This is a genomic window from Intrasporangium oryzae NRRL B-24470 (genome assembly GCF_000576595.1).
In the GTDB taxonomy this organism is placed as follows: Bacteria; Actinomycetota; Actinomycetes; order Actinomycetales; family Dermatophilaceae; genus Intrasporangium_C; species Intrasporangium_C oryzae.
The window spans coordinates 62,945-78,810 of record NZ_AWSA01000009.1 but is presented as its reverse complement, the minus strand read 5'-3'; the positions used below and the strand labels follow the sequence as shown (position 1 = coordinate 78,810).

The following is a 15,866-nucleotide window of genomic DNA, read 5'->3' as shown; positions in this document are numbered from 1 at the left end:
CAGTGTCTCAAAGTCCCCCGACAGCACGGGCCGCCTGTCCGATCGGGCGCTTGGTGACGATCGGGGCCATTCGGGTAGGGGGCCCATGACCTGTTCACGACGAAAGGAGCGCCGACATGGGTGCGACGGACAAGGCCCGAAACCTGGGCGAGGACGCCAAGGGCAAGGTCAAGGAAGCCACCGGGAAGGTCACGGACAACGAGCGGCTCGAGGCGGAGGGCAAGGTCGACCAGGCCGACGCCGACCTCAAGCAGCGGGGTGAGCAGCTCAAGGACGCCGGCCGAGACGTGAAGGACGCCTTCGACCGCTGACGTTCCCGGGTGGGGCGGGCCGGGTTCCCTCGGGGGCTCGGCTCGCTGCCGTCCCCGCTCCGGACTCCCCGCTCCAGCCGTCTCCGGCCCCATGGGAGCACGCGGCTCCCGCGCGACCGCGCTGAGCGGCATACGGCCTCGTCGAACGCGAGAGAGCCCCCGCCGTCGTGGCGGGGGCTCTCTGTCGTATGCCGCTGGGCGGGCTCGCGCTCAGCCCGTGGCCCTCGCGCGCGGCCGGCGCGGTCCGTGACCGGCGTCGGTCAGAGCGCGAGCCAGTCGACCTCGTGGCCACCCAGGGCGGCAACACGGGCGAGCAGGCCGAGCCTGGACGCCTTGACCTGCGGGTCGTCGTGCATGACCCGGATCTCGTCGAAGTACCGCTCGGCGGCCTCAGGCAGCGCGCCGCCGACCGCGAAGAGACGGGCGACGTCGCCCTGGTGGCCGGCCATCGCGGCCTCGATCCGGGCGACGACCCCAGCGAGCTCGCGCTCGGCGGGCTCGGCAGTCTCGGGCAGCTCGAGGCCCGCCGCGGCGTCGACGCCGTCGGGCAGGATCCGCATGCTGCGCTGGAGCGCCGCGACGATGGACCGGGCCTGCTCGTCCTGGAGGGCGTCGACGAGCACGTCGACGAGCTCGTCGGCCCGCGCCGGGCGGTCGGCGGCCGGAAGGACCGCCCGCACGACCGCGTGCGGGCGCCCGGCCTCGATGAGCTGGAGCTCGTAGCGCTGGAGGACGAAGTCGGCGGCCTGCTCCTGCGCCTCGGCGCTCGTCTCGATGCCCTGCTCGGCGAGGCGCTCGGCCGCGGCCCGGATCCCGTCGCGCACGGAGACCACGGACAGCATCGGGAACGCACGCAGCACACGGACCAGCCCGAGGGCCGTGCGCCGGACGCCGAACGGGTCGGAGGTGCCGCTCGGGACGGACCCGACGGCATACATGCTCGTCAGCAGGTCGAAGCGGTCGGCGAGCGAGAGGACGGCGCCGGGGATGCTGATCGGCTCGGCGGACGTCGACGAGCGGGGCATTTCCATCTCGGCGAGCGCCTGGGCGACGGCGGAGCTCTCGCCGGCGCGGGCCGCATACTCCTGCGCCATCGTGCCCGCGAGGCTCGAGAGCTCGACGACCATCTGTGACGCGAGGTCGAACTTGCCGAGCGAAGCGGCGCGGCGCACGGTCTGCGCGTCCTTCTCGTCGAGGTCGTAGGCGGCGCTGAACGTCTCGGCGAGGTCGGCGATCCGGTTGACGCGGTCGTCGAAGGAGCCGAGCCGCTCCTCGAAGGTCAGCGCGCCGAGGCGGCTGCGGAACTCCTCCGGGGAGACCTCGAGGTCGGCGCGCCAGAAGAAGGAGGCGTCCTCGTAGCGGGCGCGGATGACCGCCTCGTTGCCGGCCCGGACGAGGTCGTCGTCGTGCGGTCCGTTGGCGAAGGTGATGAAGTGGGGCAGCATCCGGCCGTCGGGCCCGACGACCGGGAGGTAGCGCTGGTGCTTGCGCATGACGGTGCGGAGCACCTGCGGGGGCAGGTCGAGGAAGCGCTCCTCGAACGACCCGAGGATCGCCCGCGGGTCCTCGACGATGTCGGTGATCTCGTCGACGAGGTCGCTCTCGCCCGCGATGTCGACGATTCCTCCGACCGATGCGGCGAGCTCCGTCGCCGCGACGACGATCCTCGTGAGGCGCGCGTCGCGGTCGAGGACGATGCCGGCACGCGCGAGGAGCTCGCCGAACCCGCGGGCGTCGCTGACCTCGATGACGGGCTGGTCGGCCGTCCGCAGGACCCGCGTCGACGTGCCCGACACGAGCGCGGACACGGCGACGGGGACGTGGGTCGTACCGAGCAGCACGAGCAGCCACCGGACCGGACGCGAGTAGGACAGCTCGGGGTCGCCCCAGCGCATGTTGCGCTCGGCGTGGAGCGAGCGGACGGCCGCGTCCGCGAGCGCGGCGACGATCGAGGGCGACGTGCGCCCCGGGACGAACCGCTCGACCGCGACGTACTCGACGCCGTCGACATCGACCCGCCTCACGTCCTCGGGCGTCTTTCCCTGGCCGCGGAGGAAGCCGAGGAGGGCCTTGGAGGGCTCGCCGTCCTCGCCGTATGCCGCTGAGGCGCGCGGTCCGCGGACCGTCTGGGTCGTGTCGGCCTCGGACTCGGCGACGTCCTCGACCGTGACGACGATGCGGCGCGGCGTCGCCTTGACGCTCACGGCGCCGTGCCCGAGCGTGGTCGCCGCGAGGTGCTCCTCGACCGCGGCGCGGACGGACTCCGTGGCGCGTCGGACGTCGACGTGCGGCAGCTCCTCGACGCCGATCTCGATGAGGAGCGGCTGGGTGCCGCTGACCTCGGGCAGCGGGCCGGCGCTCGCGGGGGCGGGGGGCGTCCACTCCCCGAGCGGGAAGCCGAGCTCCTCGCGGCGCGCGACCCAGAGCTCGGAGACGGCCCGGGTCAGGCGGCGCATGAGCGCGAAGGACCGCGCCCGCTCGGTCGTGCTGATCGCGCCGCGCGCATCGAGGACGTTGAAGGTGTGGCTGCACTTGAGGACGTAGCTGTAGGCCGGGACGGGAAGCTTGCGGTCGAGCATCCGCTGGGCCTCGTCGGCGTAGAGCTGGAAGAGCCGGTGGTTGAGCTCGACGTCGGCGTCGTCGAGGTAGTAGCGGCTCATCTCGTACTCGGCCTGGGCGAAGACATCGCCGTACGTGACGTCGTCGTTGTACTGGATCTGGGAGAAGTGCCGGACGTTCTCGAGGGCCATGACGATGCGCTCGAGGCCGTAGGTGATCTCGACGGCGACCGGGTCGAGGACGATGCCGCCCGCCTGCTGGAAGTAGGTGAACTGGGTGATCTCGAGCCCGTCGAGCCAGACCTCCCAGCCGAGGCCCCACGCGCCGAGCGCGGGCGAGGCCCAGTTGTCCTCGATGAAGCGGATGTCGTGGGCCCTGGTGTCGATCCCGAGGGCCTCGAGGCTCTCGAGGTAGACCTCCTGGGGGTTCTCCGGAGCCGGCTTGAGGATGACCTGGTACTGCGTGTGCGTCTGGAGGCGGTTGGGGTTCTCGCCGTAGCGGGCGTCGTCGGGGCGCACGCTCGGCTCGACGTAGGCGACCTGCCACGGCTCCGGGCCGAGGACGCGGAGGGAGGTGGCGGGGTTGGCGGTCCCGGCGCCCACCTCGGTGTTGAACGGCTGCATGACGAGGGCGCCACGGCTGGCCCAGAACTCCTGGAGGCGCAGGATCGCCTCCTGCATCGTCGGCGACCCGGGCGTGCGGTCGACGGCGGCGGGCAGGGTCGGGGGCTGGTGCTCTGGCGTCATGTCTCTCATCCGGGAGGCGGCGTGCGGGACCGGGCGCTCGCGGGCGCCGCACGGTCCGTGCCCGGACGGGAGTCCGGCGGGCCCACAATACTTGCCGTCCTCCGGACCGGCCCGTCCGACGACCGGCCGTGTGAGGGGCCGTGCCGGGCTCAGCGGAGGCGGGCGCCGCCGACCTGGGCCTCTCCGCGGAGCGGCTCGCGCGCCGCCCAGGGCTTCTCGCGCCACAGCGCCAGGGCGCCGGCGACGATCGCGAGCACCTCGGACGCTGCAGCCGAGAGGACCGCTGCCCCGGTCCAGACCTCGTGCACGCCGAACAGCCCGACCGTGGCGGAGATGACGAACGCCCCGAGCGTCGCTGCGCCGAACCCGATCGCGAGGACGAGCGGGACCCAGTGCCGCCAGGCGAGCAGCAGCACCGCGATGACCACGCCGGCGATCGCGTTGAGCAGGAACGACGGGCCGATCACCGCGATGTCACGGAAGCCGTCGACCCACCACAGCTTGAGATGGACCGCGGCCGAGACGAGCACCCCCACCGCGGCCAGCACTCGCAGGGTCATGGCGTTCTCCTTCCGCAGGTGGCCCCCCGGGGAGCGGGCCCTCACCGATGACGACGAATGCCGCGACGCCGTGGTTCACCCCCGCCCCGTTTCGATGTATCACCGCACCCCAGAGCACGCGGTGATACATCGAACCGGGAGGGGGTGGGAGGGCTGGGTCGGGTGGGAGGGCTGGGACCCGAACGCGGTGAGGAATCGGTCCCGGAAGGTGTCCATGCGCCAGACCGGGGCCCCGGTACCGGGCCGCATCCCGTCCTGCCACCCCCAGGGGGAGATCCGGTCCAGGGTCGCGGGGTCGTGAGCGATGACGGTGACGGGCACGTCGTGGCTCGCGCCCTGCCCGGAGACGATGCTCGCCGGCTGGTGGTCGCCGAGCATCACGACCACGAGGTTGGGGTCGGGGTGGGTCTGGATGAACGAGATGACCGCGCTCAGCGCGTAGGCGATGGACTGGGCGTAGGCGGCCCGGACCCGGGAGGGGTCGCTCCAGACGTACCGCCACGAGGGGCTCTGCGCCGGCATCGGATCGAAGACCGACCCGTCCCCGAGAGCCGCCCAGTCGACCAGGTGCGGCAGGGGAGCCCAGGGGGCGTGGCTCGAGGCGAGGTCGATCTCGGCCATGACGGGCCTGTGGTCGGGCTTGGCCAGCTCAGCCCGGTGGAGGGCGGCGAGGGCGTACTGGTCGGGCATCCGGGCATAGCCGAAGACCGGGCCGACGTAGCCCACGTCGCGGGAGTCGTAGAGCTGGTCGTAGTGGTAGAACGACGTCCCGACCGGCCACGGGTACACGTTCGACGGCACGTCGCCGACGGTGCGCCACCCGGCGCGCCTGAACGCCTGGCTGAGCGTGAAGCGGTCGCTCGACACGACGTCGGTGTAGCGCTGGCCGCTGTTGACCCAGAGCCCGGACTGGAGGGTGGAGTGGGCGAGCCAGCTGAACCCGCCGAAGGTCGGAGAGGTGAGGAAGGCGCTCCGCGCGGAGAACCCGGCCCTGCCCAGCTGCGTCGTTCCCGCGTCGAGCACCGGGTCGACCAGGTCCCGCTCCGCCGAGCCCTCGATCGCCACCCGCCCGTAGCTCTCGACGAACACGAGCAGGACGTCCTTGCCCCGGAGACCCGTGAGCAGCTCGTCCCCCGGGGTGGCCGTGAAGGGGTCGACCGCGGAGGCCGTCGTGAAGGCCCGGCCGTCCTCGACGGCCGCGCGGACGAGGCCGACCTCGCCGTATGCCGCTCTCACCGCGCCCGTCGAGGCGACCGTCGTGCCGGGGGCGAGCTGGAGCCCGAGAGCCGCGCAGAGCAGCCAGACGAGGCCGAGCGCGACGACGGCCCGGATCGAGCCGACCCGGTGCCGGTTCACGACCCGTCCGACCCGGCGGAGGGCGAGCGGGACGAGCACGAGCAGGGCGACGCACAGGACGACCACCCCTGCCAGGGCGAGCCGAGCAGTGCTCTGGCCGATCGAGTCACCGAGCAGGTTGACGGCCGCCCCGAAGTAGCTCCAGTCGGTCAGCGGGTCGAACGGGCGGCCGAGCGACGCGAGGAAGGCGGCGTTCGTCATCCGGACGATCGTCAGCAGGGCGAGGGCCAGCCCGAGGAGGATCGCCGTCCATCCCCGGGCGCGTGGCGGGAGCAGCAGGACGAGCCCGACGAGGAGGACGCCTTCGAGCGGGATCCGCGCGAAGGCGGCGAGCCCGAGGGTGCCTCCCGGGTCCGGTCCGGTGAGGGTGACCCAGACGAGAAGGACCGCGAGCGCCGTCGTCACCCACGCGCCGACGGCTCGGGCCGTGCCCCGCCACCGTCGAGAGGTCGTATGCCGGGTCGCGCCGCCGGCGTCCACGGCGCGTTCGCGCTGCACGTCCGTCTCAGCCATCGCGTTCCTCCCTTGTCATCAGCAGCCGTCCGGTGCCGGTGCCGCTGGGAGCTGCCCGTCGGCGCCGGCGCCGAGGTGGAGCGTCCGCGCGGGCCCGGGCGTGACCCGCTCGGCGCCGACGTGCTCGGCGCCGACCCGCTGGTGGTGCCACAGCCACAGCACGTCGCGGCCGAACGACTCGGTGAGCAGGGCGAGCGCGGCGACGACGGCGACCATGACCACGGGTCCCGGGAGGACACCCGCCGCAGCCGCGGCGAGGACCACTCCCTGGACGGCCGCGACGACCTTGCGCCAGTAGCGCGGGGGCAGCGAGCCCCGCATCCAGGGCAGCACCGAGCCGGCCGCGACAAAGGCGTAGCGCGCCAGCCCGATGGCGAGCACCCACACGCCGACGGACCGAGCGGCATACGCGCTGAGCACGAGGATGAGGAAGGCGTCGACCTCCATGTCGAAGCGCGCTCCGAGCGCCGACGCGGTCCCCGTGCGGCGGGCCACCGCGCCGTCGACGGAGTCGAGGACGAGGGCGACGACGGTGAGCGCGACGAAGGCCCCGACCGGCACGGGACGGAGGAAGGCGTCGGCCGTCAGCGCCGCCACGCCGCAGACGAGCGTGGCGCGGGTGAGCGTGACCCGGTCTGCCGGTCCCATCCGGTCGGCGCCGCGGCGGGCCAGCCCGCGAGCCAGGCCGGCGTCGACGACCACGGCACTCGTCATGCCCGCACCCCAGCCCGGACCGCCGAGGCCGACCGTCGTGGCGAGCGTGGCCAACAGGGTGACCTGGCCGAGCAGCCAGGCCATCGGGCCGTGGTGAACCGAACGCATCCTGACTCCGTGTCTGTGGGTACAGCGTTAACACGAAAGACGCGAGGCTCCGGTTCATCCGGAGCGGGGACCGGGGGTGAGGCCGATGCGGGGTGACGCGCTCGCCTTCTGGCTGCGTGAGCCCGGGCTCGGCGAGATCCGGCCCACCCCGCTGCGCGAGAGGGGGCCGGACGACGTCCTCGTGCGGACGGTGCGCTCCGGGGTGAGCCGGGGGACCGAGACTCTCGTCTTTCGCGGTCGGGTCCCGGCGAGCCAGTACGCAGCGATGCGGGCGCCGTTCCAGCAGGGCGACTTCCCCGGACCGGTCGAGTACGGCTACCTCAACGTCGGCGTCGTCGAGCAGGGGCCGCCCGACCTGCGCGGTCGGACCGTCTTCTGCCTCCACCCGCACCAGACCGCCTACGTCGTGCCGGCGGAGGCGGTGACCGTCGTCCCCGACGACGTGCCACCACGGCGGGCGGTGCTCGCGGGCACCGTCGAGACGGCCGTCAACGCCCTGTGGGACGCCGCGCCCCTCGTCGGCGACCGGGTCACCGTCGTCGGCGCCGGAATGGTCGGCTGCTGCGTGGCGCGGCTGCTCGCCCGGTTTCCCGCCCTCGAGGTGACGCTCGTCGACGTCGACCAGGGCCGCGCAGACGTCGCCGCCGCGCTCGGGGCCCGGTTCGCGCAGCCGGCCGACGCGGCCGACGGGCGTGACCTCGTCGTCCACACGAGCGGGACGTCCGCCGGCCTCCAGCTCTCGCTCGACCTCCTCGGGGCGGAGGGGACGGTCGTCGAGCTCAGCTGGTACGGCGACGCGGAGGTCCGCCTGTCGCTCGGTGGGGCCTTCCACTCGGGGCGCCTCGGCATCCGGGCGAGCCAGGTCGGCGTTGTCGCCGCGTCCCGCCGCGCGCGCCGGACCACGGCGGAGCGACTGGCGCTCGCCGTCGACCTGCTGCGGGACCCCGCCTTCGACGCGGTGCTCACGGGGGAGTCCCGGTTCGATGAGCTGCCTCAGGTGATGACGCAGCTGGCGGACGGGAGCCTGCCCGCGCTCTGCCACACCATCACGTACGACGACACCCCGACCTATGACGACACCCCGACCGACGAGGAGTGAGCCGGTGTTCAGCGTCACCGTCCGCGACCACATGATGATCGCCCACAGCCTGCGCGGCGAGGTGTTCGGGCCGGCCCAGCGCCTGCACGGCGCGACCTACGTCGTCGACGCGACGTTCCGCCGGGAGGCGCTCGACCCCGACAGCCTCGTTGTCGACATCGGGCGCGCTGCCGAGCAGCTCCGCGAGGTGCTCGGCGAGCTGGGCTACCGCAACCTCGACGACGAGCCGACGCTGACGGGCCTGACGACCACCACCGAGGCGCTGGCCCAGGTGGTCGCCGACCGGCTCGCCGAGCGGGTGCACGACGGCCGCCTCGGCGAGGGCGCCCGGGGCCTGTCCGCGGTCGCGGTGACGCTGCACGAGTCCCACGTCGCGTGGGCGACCTACGAGCGCTCGCTGTGAGCACGGGCAGGGCCGTGCACGTCGTGGTCCCGGACGGCGTCGACGACCCCGCCCGGCCGAGTGGCGGGAACACCTACGACCGTCGGGTGTGCCAGGGCCTCGCCGCGCTCGGGTGGTCGGTGACCGAGCATGCGGTGCCGGGCCCGTGGCCCTCGCCGGACCGGGCGGCGAGCGCGGCGCTCGGCACGGTGGTCGACGGCATACGCGACGGTGACGTCGTGCTCGTCGACGGACTCGTCGCCTCGCCCGCGCCGGAGGTGCTTGTGCCGCAGTCACGGCGGATGCGGCTCGTCGTCCTCGTCCACCTGCCGCTCGGAGCGGGGACGCCGGGTGAGGAGGGCCTGCCGACCCGTCATCGCGAACGTGCCGTGCTGTCGGCCGCACGCGCGGTCGTCACGACGAGCGAGTGGACGCGGCGCTGGCTGCTGGACCAGTACGGCCTCGATCGGAACACAGTCCACGTCGCCCGGCCCGGCGTCGACCCCGCCGAGCCGACGCCCGGGACCGCGACCGGCGGTGAGCTCCTCTGCGTCGCCGCGGTGGCACCGCACAAGGGGCACGACGTGCTCGTGGAGGCGCTCGCCGCCGTCCAGGACCTGTCCTGGCGCTGCGTGCTCGTGGGTGGCTCAGGCTCCGACCGCGCGTTCGTCGAGACCCTGGACCGTCGGGCGCGCAGCGCCGGGGTCGCCGACCGCCTCCACTTCACGGGCGCGCTCACCGGCGCGTCCCTCGAGGCCGCGTATGCCGCTGCCGACGTCCTCGTGCTCGCCTCCCGGGGCGAGACGTACGGCATGGTCGTCGCCGAGGCCCTGGCCCGGGGGCTGCCCGTCATCGCGACCGCCGTCGGTGGGCTGCCGGAGGCCCTCGGGGCGGTGGCCGGGGGCCGCCCGGGGCTGCTCGTGCCACCCGACGAGCCGGAGGCCCTCGCCTCGGCGCTCCGCTGCTGGCTGGTCGACGGCGCGCTCCGGGAGCGCCTGCGTGCCCTGGCCCGAGAGCGTCGCGAGACGCTGCCGGGCTGGACCGACACGTCGACCCGGATCGCCCGCGTCCTCTCGGAGGTGGCGGCATGACCGTGGAGGCGGTCCGGGTCAGCCCGGCCTGGCTGGACCTCAGGGAGCGCGCCGACGCCGAGGCGCGTGCCACGGACCTCGTCGAGCACCTGCGTCCGCACCTTCGCGGCGGCCCGCTCGTCGTCCACGACCTCGGGTGCGGGACGGGGTCGATGGGCCGGTGGCTGGCACCGCGCCTCGGCGGCGCGCAGCACTGGGTCCTCCACGACTGGGATGCCGACCTGCTCGCCCGGGCGACCGTCGACCCGCCCCGCGCGTCCGCGGGCGGGGCGGGCGTCACCGTCGAGACCCGGCAGTGCGACATCACGAGCCTCGACCCTTGCGAGCTCGCGGGGGCGTCCTTGGTCACGGCTTCGGCGCTCCTCGACCTGATGACCTCGAGCGAGCTCGACCGGTTCGTCGCGCTGTGCTCCTCCCCGGGTTGCCCGGTGCTCGTGACGCTCTCGGTCGTCGGCCGGGTCGAGCTCGCCCCGGCCGAGCCGCTCGACGAGCTGGTCGCCATCGCCTTCAACGACCATCAGCGCCGCACGACCCAGGGCCGGCGGCTGCTCGGACCGGATGCCATGGACGTCGCGGTCGACTCCTTCGGGCGGCTGGGCGCCGAGGTGGTCGTCCGGGAGAGCCCGTGGCGGCTCGGCCCCGGTGAGTCCGAGCTGGCAATCGAGTGGCTCGCGGGCTGGGTGGGTGCGGCGTGCGAGCAGAACCCGGAGCTGGCCGGCCTGTCTGCCGACTATCTCCAGCGACGCGGCGCGGAGGCCGTAGCCGGACGCCTCCGAGTCACGGTCCACCACCGCGACCTCCTTGCGGTCTTCCGATGAGCCACCCCGAGACCGCGGATGAACCGCCGCGACACCGTGCTCGTCTCCACCGACGAGACTCGCGTGACCGTCCGCGAGCGGCGGAGCACCGAGGGGGCCAGCGCGTGGAGGACAACGGAGCCGTTGCTGGTCGGGTCGGGTCCGGGATCCCCGGGAGCCCCGGGCGTCGACGAATCGGGCCGTGGGTGGAGGCGATGGCCGGCGTGGCGATCCTCGTCGTGCTGCTCCGGCGACTCGGGACGGACTCGGTCCTCGTGGCGGTCCGGTCGATCACGGTGCCGTCGCTCGCTGCCGCCGCGGCGATCGGTCTCGTGACCACGGTGTGCTGCTCGTGGCGCTGGAGGCTCGTCGCCCGCGGTCTCGGCGTGCGGTTGCCGCTGCGGGTTGCCGTGGCCGCGTACTACCGGTCGCTGTTCCTCAACGTCACGCTGCCCGGCGGCGTGCTCGGCGACGTGCACCGCGCCGTCAACCACGGCCGGGACGTCGGCGACGTCGGCCGCGGCGTGCGCGCGGTCGCCTGGGAACGGTCCGCAGGCCAGGCTGTCCAGCTGGCGCTCGCTGTCGCCGTGATGCTGTTCGTGCCGTCCCCGGCCCGCGCCCTCGCCCCCGTCGTCCTGGCGGCCCTCGTGGGTCTGGTGCTCGCCGGCGCGATCCTGGGCCGGGTCCGGCGGCGCGGCCGACCCACGGCGGGGTCGCGGGTCGGCCGACTGATCGCGGTCGTGGGGGCGGACCTCCGTGCGGGGGTGCTGTCGCGGCGGGCCTGGCCCGGGATCGTGCTGGCGTCCACCGTGGTCGTCGTCGGCCATGCGGCGACGTTCGTCATCGCCGCTCGCACGGCGGGCTCGACCGTGTCGCCGGTCCGGATGCTTCCGCTCGCGGTCGTCGTCCTGCTGGCCATGGGGATCCCGGCGAGCATCGCCGGGTGGGGTCCACGCGAGGCCGTGGCGGCGTCGACGTCCGGCCTCGCCGGTCTGAGCGCTGCCGACGCCGTCTCGACCGCGGTGGTGTACGGCGTCCTCGTGCTCGCCGCGAGCCTGCCCGGCGCCGTGCTGATCCTTGCGGGCCGGTTGCATCGGCGCCCCGCGGGTACCGGAGGAGTGCGGCCCGTTCATCCCGGGACGCCCGTCGTCGCGGCGCTGGCAGCAGGAGGGGGTGCCGAACATGGCTGAGCGGCCCTACACCGTGCTCAGCTGCGGCATGTCCATCGACGGCTACCTCGACGACCCGTCCGGCACGAGGCTGCTCCTCTCGAACGACGCCGACCTCGACCGGGTGGACAGCGTGCGCGCCGCCAGCGACGCGATCCTCGTCGGCGCGGCGACGGTGCGGAAGGACAACCCGCGTCTCCTCGTGCGCTCGCGGGCGCGACAGGACGAGCGGATCGCCCGCGGTCTCCCGGCCTCGCCGGCGAAGGTCACGATCACGGCCGGCGCTCGTCTCGACGCCTGCGCGAACTTCTTCGTCACCGGCGAGTCCGAGAAGCTCGTCTACTGCGCGAGTGCTGTTGCTGGCGAGGCACGCCGACGGCTCGGGCACGTCGCGACGGTGGTCGACGGTGGGCAGCCGGTGGACCTCAGCCGGATGACCGAGGACCTCTTCGCCCGAGGGGTCGGGCGCCTCATGGTCGAAGGCGGCGGGTCGATGCACACGCAGTTCCTGACCGCGGGCCTCGCGGACGAGCTGCACCTCGTGGTCGCACCGTTCTTCGTCGGCGACTCGCGGGCCCCGAGGTTCGTCCGCGACGGTCGGTTCCCGTGGAACCCGGACTGCCGGGCCACCCTGCTCGAGGCACGCCCGATCGGGGACGTCGTCCTGCTGAGGTATGCGCTCTCGTCACGGTGCGCCGGGACCGAGGGGGAGAGCTGATGTCGGGGGGCTTCGCCGCGGCGACGATCCGCAGCCAGGTGACCGTGCCGTTGCGGTTCCCCGACGGCTACGCCACGACCGCACGCGTCTTCACCTTCGACGGGCTGGCCGACGGGCTGGAGCACCTGGCGTTCGGCCTCGGGGACGCTACCCGCGAGCGCCGGTCGGGTGCCTCATCGGGACCTCCGCCGCTCGTGCGACCGCACAGCGAGTGCCTGACCGGTGACGTCTTCGGCAGCGAGCGCTGCGACTGCGGTCCTCAGCTGCGCGAGGCGGTCCGGCGCATCGCCGATGTCGGCGGCTACCTGCTCTATCTGCGTCAGGAAGGCAGGGGCATCGGCCTCTACGCCAAGCTCGACGCCTACGGACTGCAGGACGCTGGCCTCGACACCTACGAGGCCAACCTCGCGCTCGGCTACGCCGAGGATGCACGCGACTACACGGTCGCGGCACAGATGCTCGGAGCCCTCGGTCTCGACCGGGTGGCGCTGCTCAGCAACAACCCGAGCAAGGCCGCCCAGCTGACCCGCCTCGGGGTCACCGTGACCGAGCGCGTGCCGACCGGGGTACACCTCAGCGCCGCGAACGCCAAGTACCTCGCGACCAAGGCCCGACGCGGAGCCCACACGATCGAGCTCCCGCCGGCCCAGCGGCATACGGACTGGTTGGACGGTGGCGGCCGCTCAGGTGCGCGGCCGACGGGGACCTGAGCGACCGGAAGCCTCAGCCTTCGACGACGTTGCCGTCCTTGACGCTGACGGTGACCTTCGAGAGCGGCCTCGGCGCGGGTCCGCCCGTGTTGGTGCCGGTGGCGGGGTCGTAGGTCGACCCGTGGCAGGGACACCGCAGGATCTTGCCGTCGGGCGCGACGGTGCAGCCCATGTGGGTGCAGATCGCCGAGAAGGCGACGACCGAGCCCGCGCTCGGCTGCGACACGATGAGCGGCTTGCCCTGGGCGTCGGTGGCCGAGACCGCGCCCCCCACTGGGACGTCGGACACCTTCGCGAGGACCCGACCGGCTCCGCCACCTGCGCCGGCCATCGCGGATTGGGACGACGACGGCCCGGAGGGCGTCGTGCCGTCACCGCCGCCGCACGCCGCCAGCGTGCTCGCGGCGAGGGCGACACCGCCTCCGGTGGCGAGGACCGTGCGTCGGGAGACGCTGCCGTCGGTGCTGATCGAGTCCATCACGACCTCCAGTCGGGTGCTCCGCGAGCCTGTGTCGGGGTTCATGTCGTCAATCTCAGGATCGGTTCGCCGTCCGCGGTGCGCACCTCGGCCGAGGCGATGTCGGCCCGGCTGGCGGCCGTCGCGGCCGACAGCCGCATCGTGTGGCCGGGCACGGACCGCCACGTCGCCACCTGCTCCGTGCGACCGTCCTTCGTGCGGATGACCAGGCTGTATGCCGCGGGCTGGCCCGGGTCGTAGTCGCTGCCCGGCGCGGACGCGTAGGTGCAGGTGAGGTCGAGGCGCGTCCCCCACGCGACGTCGTGCAGGGCGAGGTTCGCCCGGACCGACCCCGCCTCGAGGGGGACCATGGCCTGGCCCACCGGGAGCGTCACGGTGGTCGTCGGCGACGCTCCTGCCACGGCGGTCGGCGCTCCGCCGAACGCCCCGACCGCGTGCGCGCCCACAGCCACCATGACGGCGGCCGCGGCGGCCGCGGCGGCAGTCACGAACGAGCGACGACGCTGGGTCCGGCGTGCCACGCGGACCAGGGCGGGCAGCAGGGTCTCGGGGACGGGCTCGACGGGTGGGGGCTCGAGCATCTCCGCGTCGACCCGGGCGAGGAGCCCTGGGAGCCCCGCGAGCTCCTGGACGGACCGGGCGCACCGCGGGCAGTCGTCGAGGTGCTGCTCGAAGTCTGCGCGCTCAGTGGGGGAGAGGGCGCCGAGGACGTAGGCCCCGTCGTCATGCGCGAACCGGCAGCTCATGTGCCCACCCCCATCTCGTCGAGCGCCAGGCGCAGGGCGCGCAGGGCGTAGTGAGTGCGGGACTTGACCGTGCCCTCCGGGATGCCGAGGGTGCGGGCCGCGTCCGCGACCGACGCGCCGCGGTAGTAGCACTCGAGCAGGACCCCCCGGTGCTCCGGCGAGAGGGTGGTGACCGCCTCGGCGACGACCCACGAGAGCAGCAGCTGGTCGGTCCGGTCCGTCGCGTCGGACGGCTCGGGGACCTCGGCCACCGCGAGCTCCCCGTGGACCCGGTTGGCCCGCCACTCGTCGATGACGATGTTGCGCGCCACGGTGAAGAGCCAGGCACGGACGGATCCCGGTGCTTCCTCGAGCACGGAGTAGTGCCGCCACGCCCGGAGCAGGGTCTCCTGCGCCACGTCCTCGGCTCGAGCGCGGTCGTTGCCGGTCAGGCGCACGCAGTAGCCCCACAGCGCGCCGGCATGCTCGGCGTGCAGCTGCTCCATCAACGCGACGTTGTTTCCGGGCACCGCGACCTCCTACCCCCATGACACGACGAGATGGGGCCTCCGGTTCACGTTTCGGCTCGAACGGGATCGTCGGTGCCGATCCCGAGGGGGTCGCGCCCGGGCGAGTGGAGTCGGATGCGCTGCGGCGTGCCTGACCACGACCTGCTGCCGAACCATCGCTCGCCGGGGCCCGAAGGCAGGTCCAACGACTCTTACGCCCACGCCCGATGTGACGCACGCTGAAGGTGAGATCAGAAGGGAGGTGAGGATGATGTCGCAGCTCCAAGAGAAGGAAGTTGTGAGGACTGAGCACCTTCCGCGGTTGTTCCGCAACCGCACGATCGACTACACGCTCATGATCGTCGGTGCCCTGGTCGCAGCGTTCGGCGCGTACACGTATTTCGTGCCGACGGACTGGGTTCTGGCGGGCCTGACTGAGGCCTGGTACCTCGGCTGTTGGATCGCTGGTGGCGTACTGCTCACCGCGGGCTTCGGCTTGCTCGGCGCGAGTATCCGCGACCGGTCCGGGTACTGGACCGCAGGCGCAATCCTGAGCTTCGTGCTCGGCACGCTGAGCCTGGCTGGAGCGGTTGTCGCCGCGGTCGTGCTGATCATCTGATCACGAGAAGAGGTGAGGGTCGGTGAAGCCCCCAGCAGCTGGGGGCTTCACGCTGTGGGCTCTCGGAGAGGCCCCTCGCCCCCTTGGCCGGACGACCCGATTCGGGGCCATGCCGGTCGTTTCTCCGGGAGTGTCGTCACTCGGCGGGAGCGTCGGTGTCCTTCTGCCAGGGCCACCGACCGGTGATCTCGAGCTCGAGGGAGAAGCTGAGGAAGGTCCGGATGGCGACGATGAGACCGAGGACGGCGACGCTCTCCAGCGTCGGGGTGACCGCGACGGTGCGGATGATGTCGGCCGCGACGAGCAGCTCCAGGCCGAGCAGGATCGTGCGGCCGAGCTGCTGGCGGAACCGGCGGTAGGTGTCCGGCACCTTGGCGCGGGCGTTGCCGAGCGCGCGCCAGGCGGCCAGCGCGGCGCCTATGACGAGGACGGCCACGCCCGCCGTGTCGATGGCCTTGCCGGCCAGCTCGACGCCGTCGCCGAAGTTCATGACGGGCCGCCTTCGAGCCCGTGGAGGGCGGCCCGGACCACCGCTGCGATCGCCCGGTGCAGGGTGGGCTGGCCCCCGGGAGTCGCCCCGGGAGTCGCCCCGGGAGTGCGGGCCACCTGCTCGAGCTCGGCCGCAGAGGATGGCTGATCCGGACCAGTCATGCGCAGATCGTTGCACGGTGGCCCCCGCTCCGGGGCCTGATGCCGGAGGTC

General features: G+C 73.4%; 18 protein-coding genes. 9 read left to right on the top strand and 9 right to left on the bottom strand.

Annotated elements, in window-relative coordinates; translation table 11 throughout:
- Positions 1 to 116: 116 nt before the first annotated feature.
- Positions 117 to 311, top strand: coding sequence for a CsbD family protein (locus N865_RS05820; RefSeq protein ID WP_034802832.1), 195 nt, complete (start codon positions 117 to 119; stop codon positions 309 to 311).
- Between the two features lie 260 nt (positions 312 to 571).
- On the opposite strand, the gene N865_RS05815 is transcribed toward N865_RS05820, so the two are convergent.
- From N865_RS05815 to N865_RS05800, 4 genes are all read right to left on the bottom strand, one after another.
- Positions 572 to 3,616, bottom strand: coding sequence for a glycine--tRNA ligase (locus N865_RS05815; protein WP_245603680.1), 3,045 nt, complete (start codon positions 3,614 to 3,616; stop codon positions 572 to 574).
- Between the two features lie 149 nt (positions 3,617 to 3,765).
- The gene (locus N865_RS05810; protein WP_051510248.1) at positions 3,766 to 4,176 is read right to left on the bottom strand and encodes a hypothetical protein; all 411 of its coding nucleotides are present in this window, start codon (positions 4,174 to 4,176) and stop codon (positions 3,766 to 3,768) included.
- Positions 4,177 to 4,275: 99 nt separating this feature from the next.
- Positions 4,276 to 6,045 carry an alkaline phosphatase family protein gene (locus tag N865_RS05805; protein ID WP_084327982.1) on the bottom strand — a complete coding sequence of 590 codons (1,770 nt, stop codon included), beginning with the start codon at positions 6,043 to 6,045 and terminating at the stop codon, positions 4,276 to 4,278.
- A gap of 18 nt (positions 6,046 to 6,063) precedes the next feature.
- Complete coding sequence (locus N865_RS05800) at positions 6,064 to 6,867, bottom strand: CDP-alcohol phosphatidyltransferase family protein (protein WP_084327981.1); 804 nt, start codon at positions 6,865 to 6,867, stop codon at positions 6,064 to 6,066.
- A gap of 85 nt (positions 6,868 to 6,952) precedes the next feature.
- On the opposite strand from N865_RS05800, the gene N865_RS05795 reads away from it, so the two are divergent.
- The 7 genes from N865_RS05795 (at position 6,953) to N865_RS05765 (ending at position 12,833) form a co-directional block, all read left to right on the top strand.
- Positions 6,953 to 7,966 (top strand): zinc-dependent alcohol dehydrogenase, encoded by a 1,014-nt coding sequence (locus tag N865_RS05795; protein WP_034802699.1) that lies wholly within the window; start codon positions 6,953 to 6,955, stop codon positions 7,964 to 7,966.
- Between the two features lie 4 nt (positions 7,967 to 7,970).
- Entirely contained in the window at positions 7,971 to 8,369 is a 399-nt protein-coding gene (locus N865_RS05790) for a 6-pyruvoyl trahydropterin synthase family protein (RefSeq protein ID WP_034802696.1), read from the top strand.
- Positions 8,366 to 9,439, top strand: coding sequence for a glycosyltransferase family 4 protein (locus N865_RS05785; protein WP_034802693.1), 1,074 nt, complete (start codon positions 8,366 to 8,368; stop codon positions 9,437 to 9,439). The genes N865_RS05790 and N865_RS05785 overlap by 4 nt, the downstream gene beginning before the upstream one ends.
- Complete coding sequence (locus N865_RS05780) at positions 9,436 to 10,257, top strand: class I SAM-dependent methyltransferase (protein WP_034802690.1); 822 nt, start codon at positions 9,436 to 9,438, stop codon at positions 10,255 to 10,257. Before N865_RS05785 ends, N865_RS05780 begins: the two co-directional genes overlap by 4 nt.
- 104 nt (positions 10,258 to 10,361) lie before the next feature.
- Positions 10,362 to 11,426 carry a lysylphosphatidylglycerol synthase transmembrane domain-containing protein gene (locus N865_RS05775; protein ID WP_245603679.1) on the top strand — a complete coding sequence of 355 codons (1,065 nt, stop codon included), beginning with the start codon at positions 10,362 to 10,364 and terminating at the stop codon, positions 11,424 to 11,426.
- Positions 11,419 to 12,123, top strand: a complete 705-nt coding sequence (locus tag N865_RS05770; RefSeq protein WP_034802688.1) for a RibD family protein — start codon at positions 11,419 to 11,421, stop codon at positions 12,121 to 12,123. The genes N865_RS05775 and N865_RS05770 overlap by 8 nt, the downstream gene beginning before the upstream one ends.
- Positions 12,123 to 12,833: a GTP cyclohydrolase II gene (locus tag N865_RS05765; RefSeq protein WP_051510247.1), complete on the top strand. Its 711-nt coding sequence runs from the start codon at positions 12,123 to 12,125 to the stop codon at positions 12,831 to 12,833. Before N865_RS05770 ends, N865_RS05765 begins: the two co-directional genes overlap by 1 nt.
- 13 nt (positions 12,834 to 12,846) lie before the next feature.
- On the opposite strand, the gene N865_RS05760 is transcribed toward N865_RS05765, so the two are convergent.
- The 3 genes from N865_RS05760 to N865_RS05750 are packed head-to-tail and all read right to left on the bottom strand — an operon-like array spanning position 12,847 to position 14,566.
- Positions 12,847 to 13,356: a Rieske (2Fe-2S) protein gene (locus tag N865_RS05760; protein WP_245603678.1), complete on the bottom strand. Its 510-nt coding sequence runs from the start codon at positions 13,354 to 13,356 to the stop codon at positions 12,847 to 12,849.
- On the bottom strand, positions 13,353 to 14,057 hold the full coding sequence (locus N865_RS05755; RefSeq protein ID WP_034802684.1) for an anti-sigma factor family protein: 705 nt from the start codon (positions 14,055 to 14,057) through the stop codon (positions 13,353 to 13,355). Before N865_RS05755 ends, N865_RS05760 begins: the two co-directional genes overlap by 4 nt.
- Entirely contained in the window at positions 14,054 to 14,566 is a 513-nt protein-coding gene (locus N865_RS05750) for a sigma-70 family RNA polymerase sigma factor (protein WP_281173483.1), read from the bottom strand. Before N865_RS05750 ends, N865_RS05755 begins: the two co-directional genes overlap by 4 nt.
- 247 nt (positions 14,567 to 14,813) lie before the next feature.
- Here N865_RS05750 and N865_RS05745 point away from each other — a divergent pair, with 247 nt between their 5' ends.
- Positions 14,814 to 15,164 carry a hypothetical protein gene (locus N865_RS05745; protein WP_157557578.1) on the top strand — a complete coding sequence of 117 codons (351 nt, stop codon included), beginning with the start codon at positions 14,814 to 14,816 and terminating at the stop codon, positions 15,162 to 15,164.
- Positions 15,165 to 15,300: 136 nt separating this feature from the next.
- Here N865_RS05745 and N865_RS05740 read toward each other — a convergent pair whose 3' ends face one another.
- Positions 15,301 to 15,654, bottom strand: a complete 354-nt coding sequence (locus tag N865_RS05740; protein WP_034802680.1) for a DUF1622 domain-containing protein — start codon at positions 15,652 to 15,654, stop codon at positions 15,301 to 15,303.
- Complete coding sequence (locus tag N865_RS22630; protein WP_157557577.1) at positions 15,651 to 15,815, bottom strand: hypothetical protein; 165 nt, start codon at positions 15,813 to 15,815, stop codon at positions 15,651 to 15,653. The genes N865_RS05740 and N865_RS22630 overlap by 4 nt, the downstream gene beginning before the upstream one ends.
- Positions 15,816 to 15,866 lie beyond the last annotated feature (51 nt).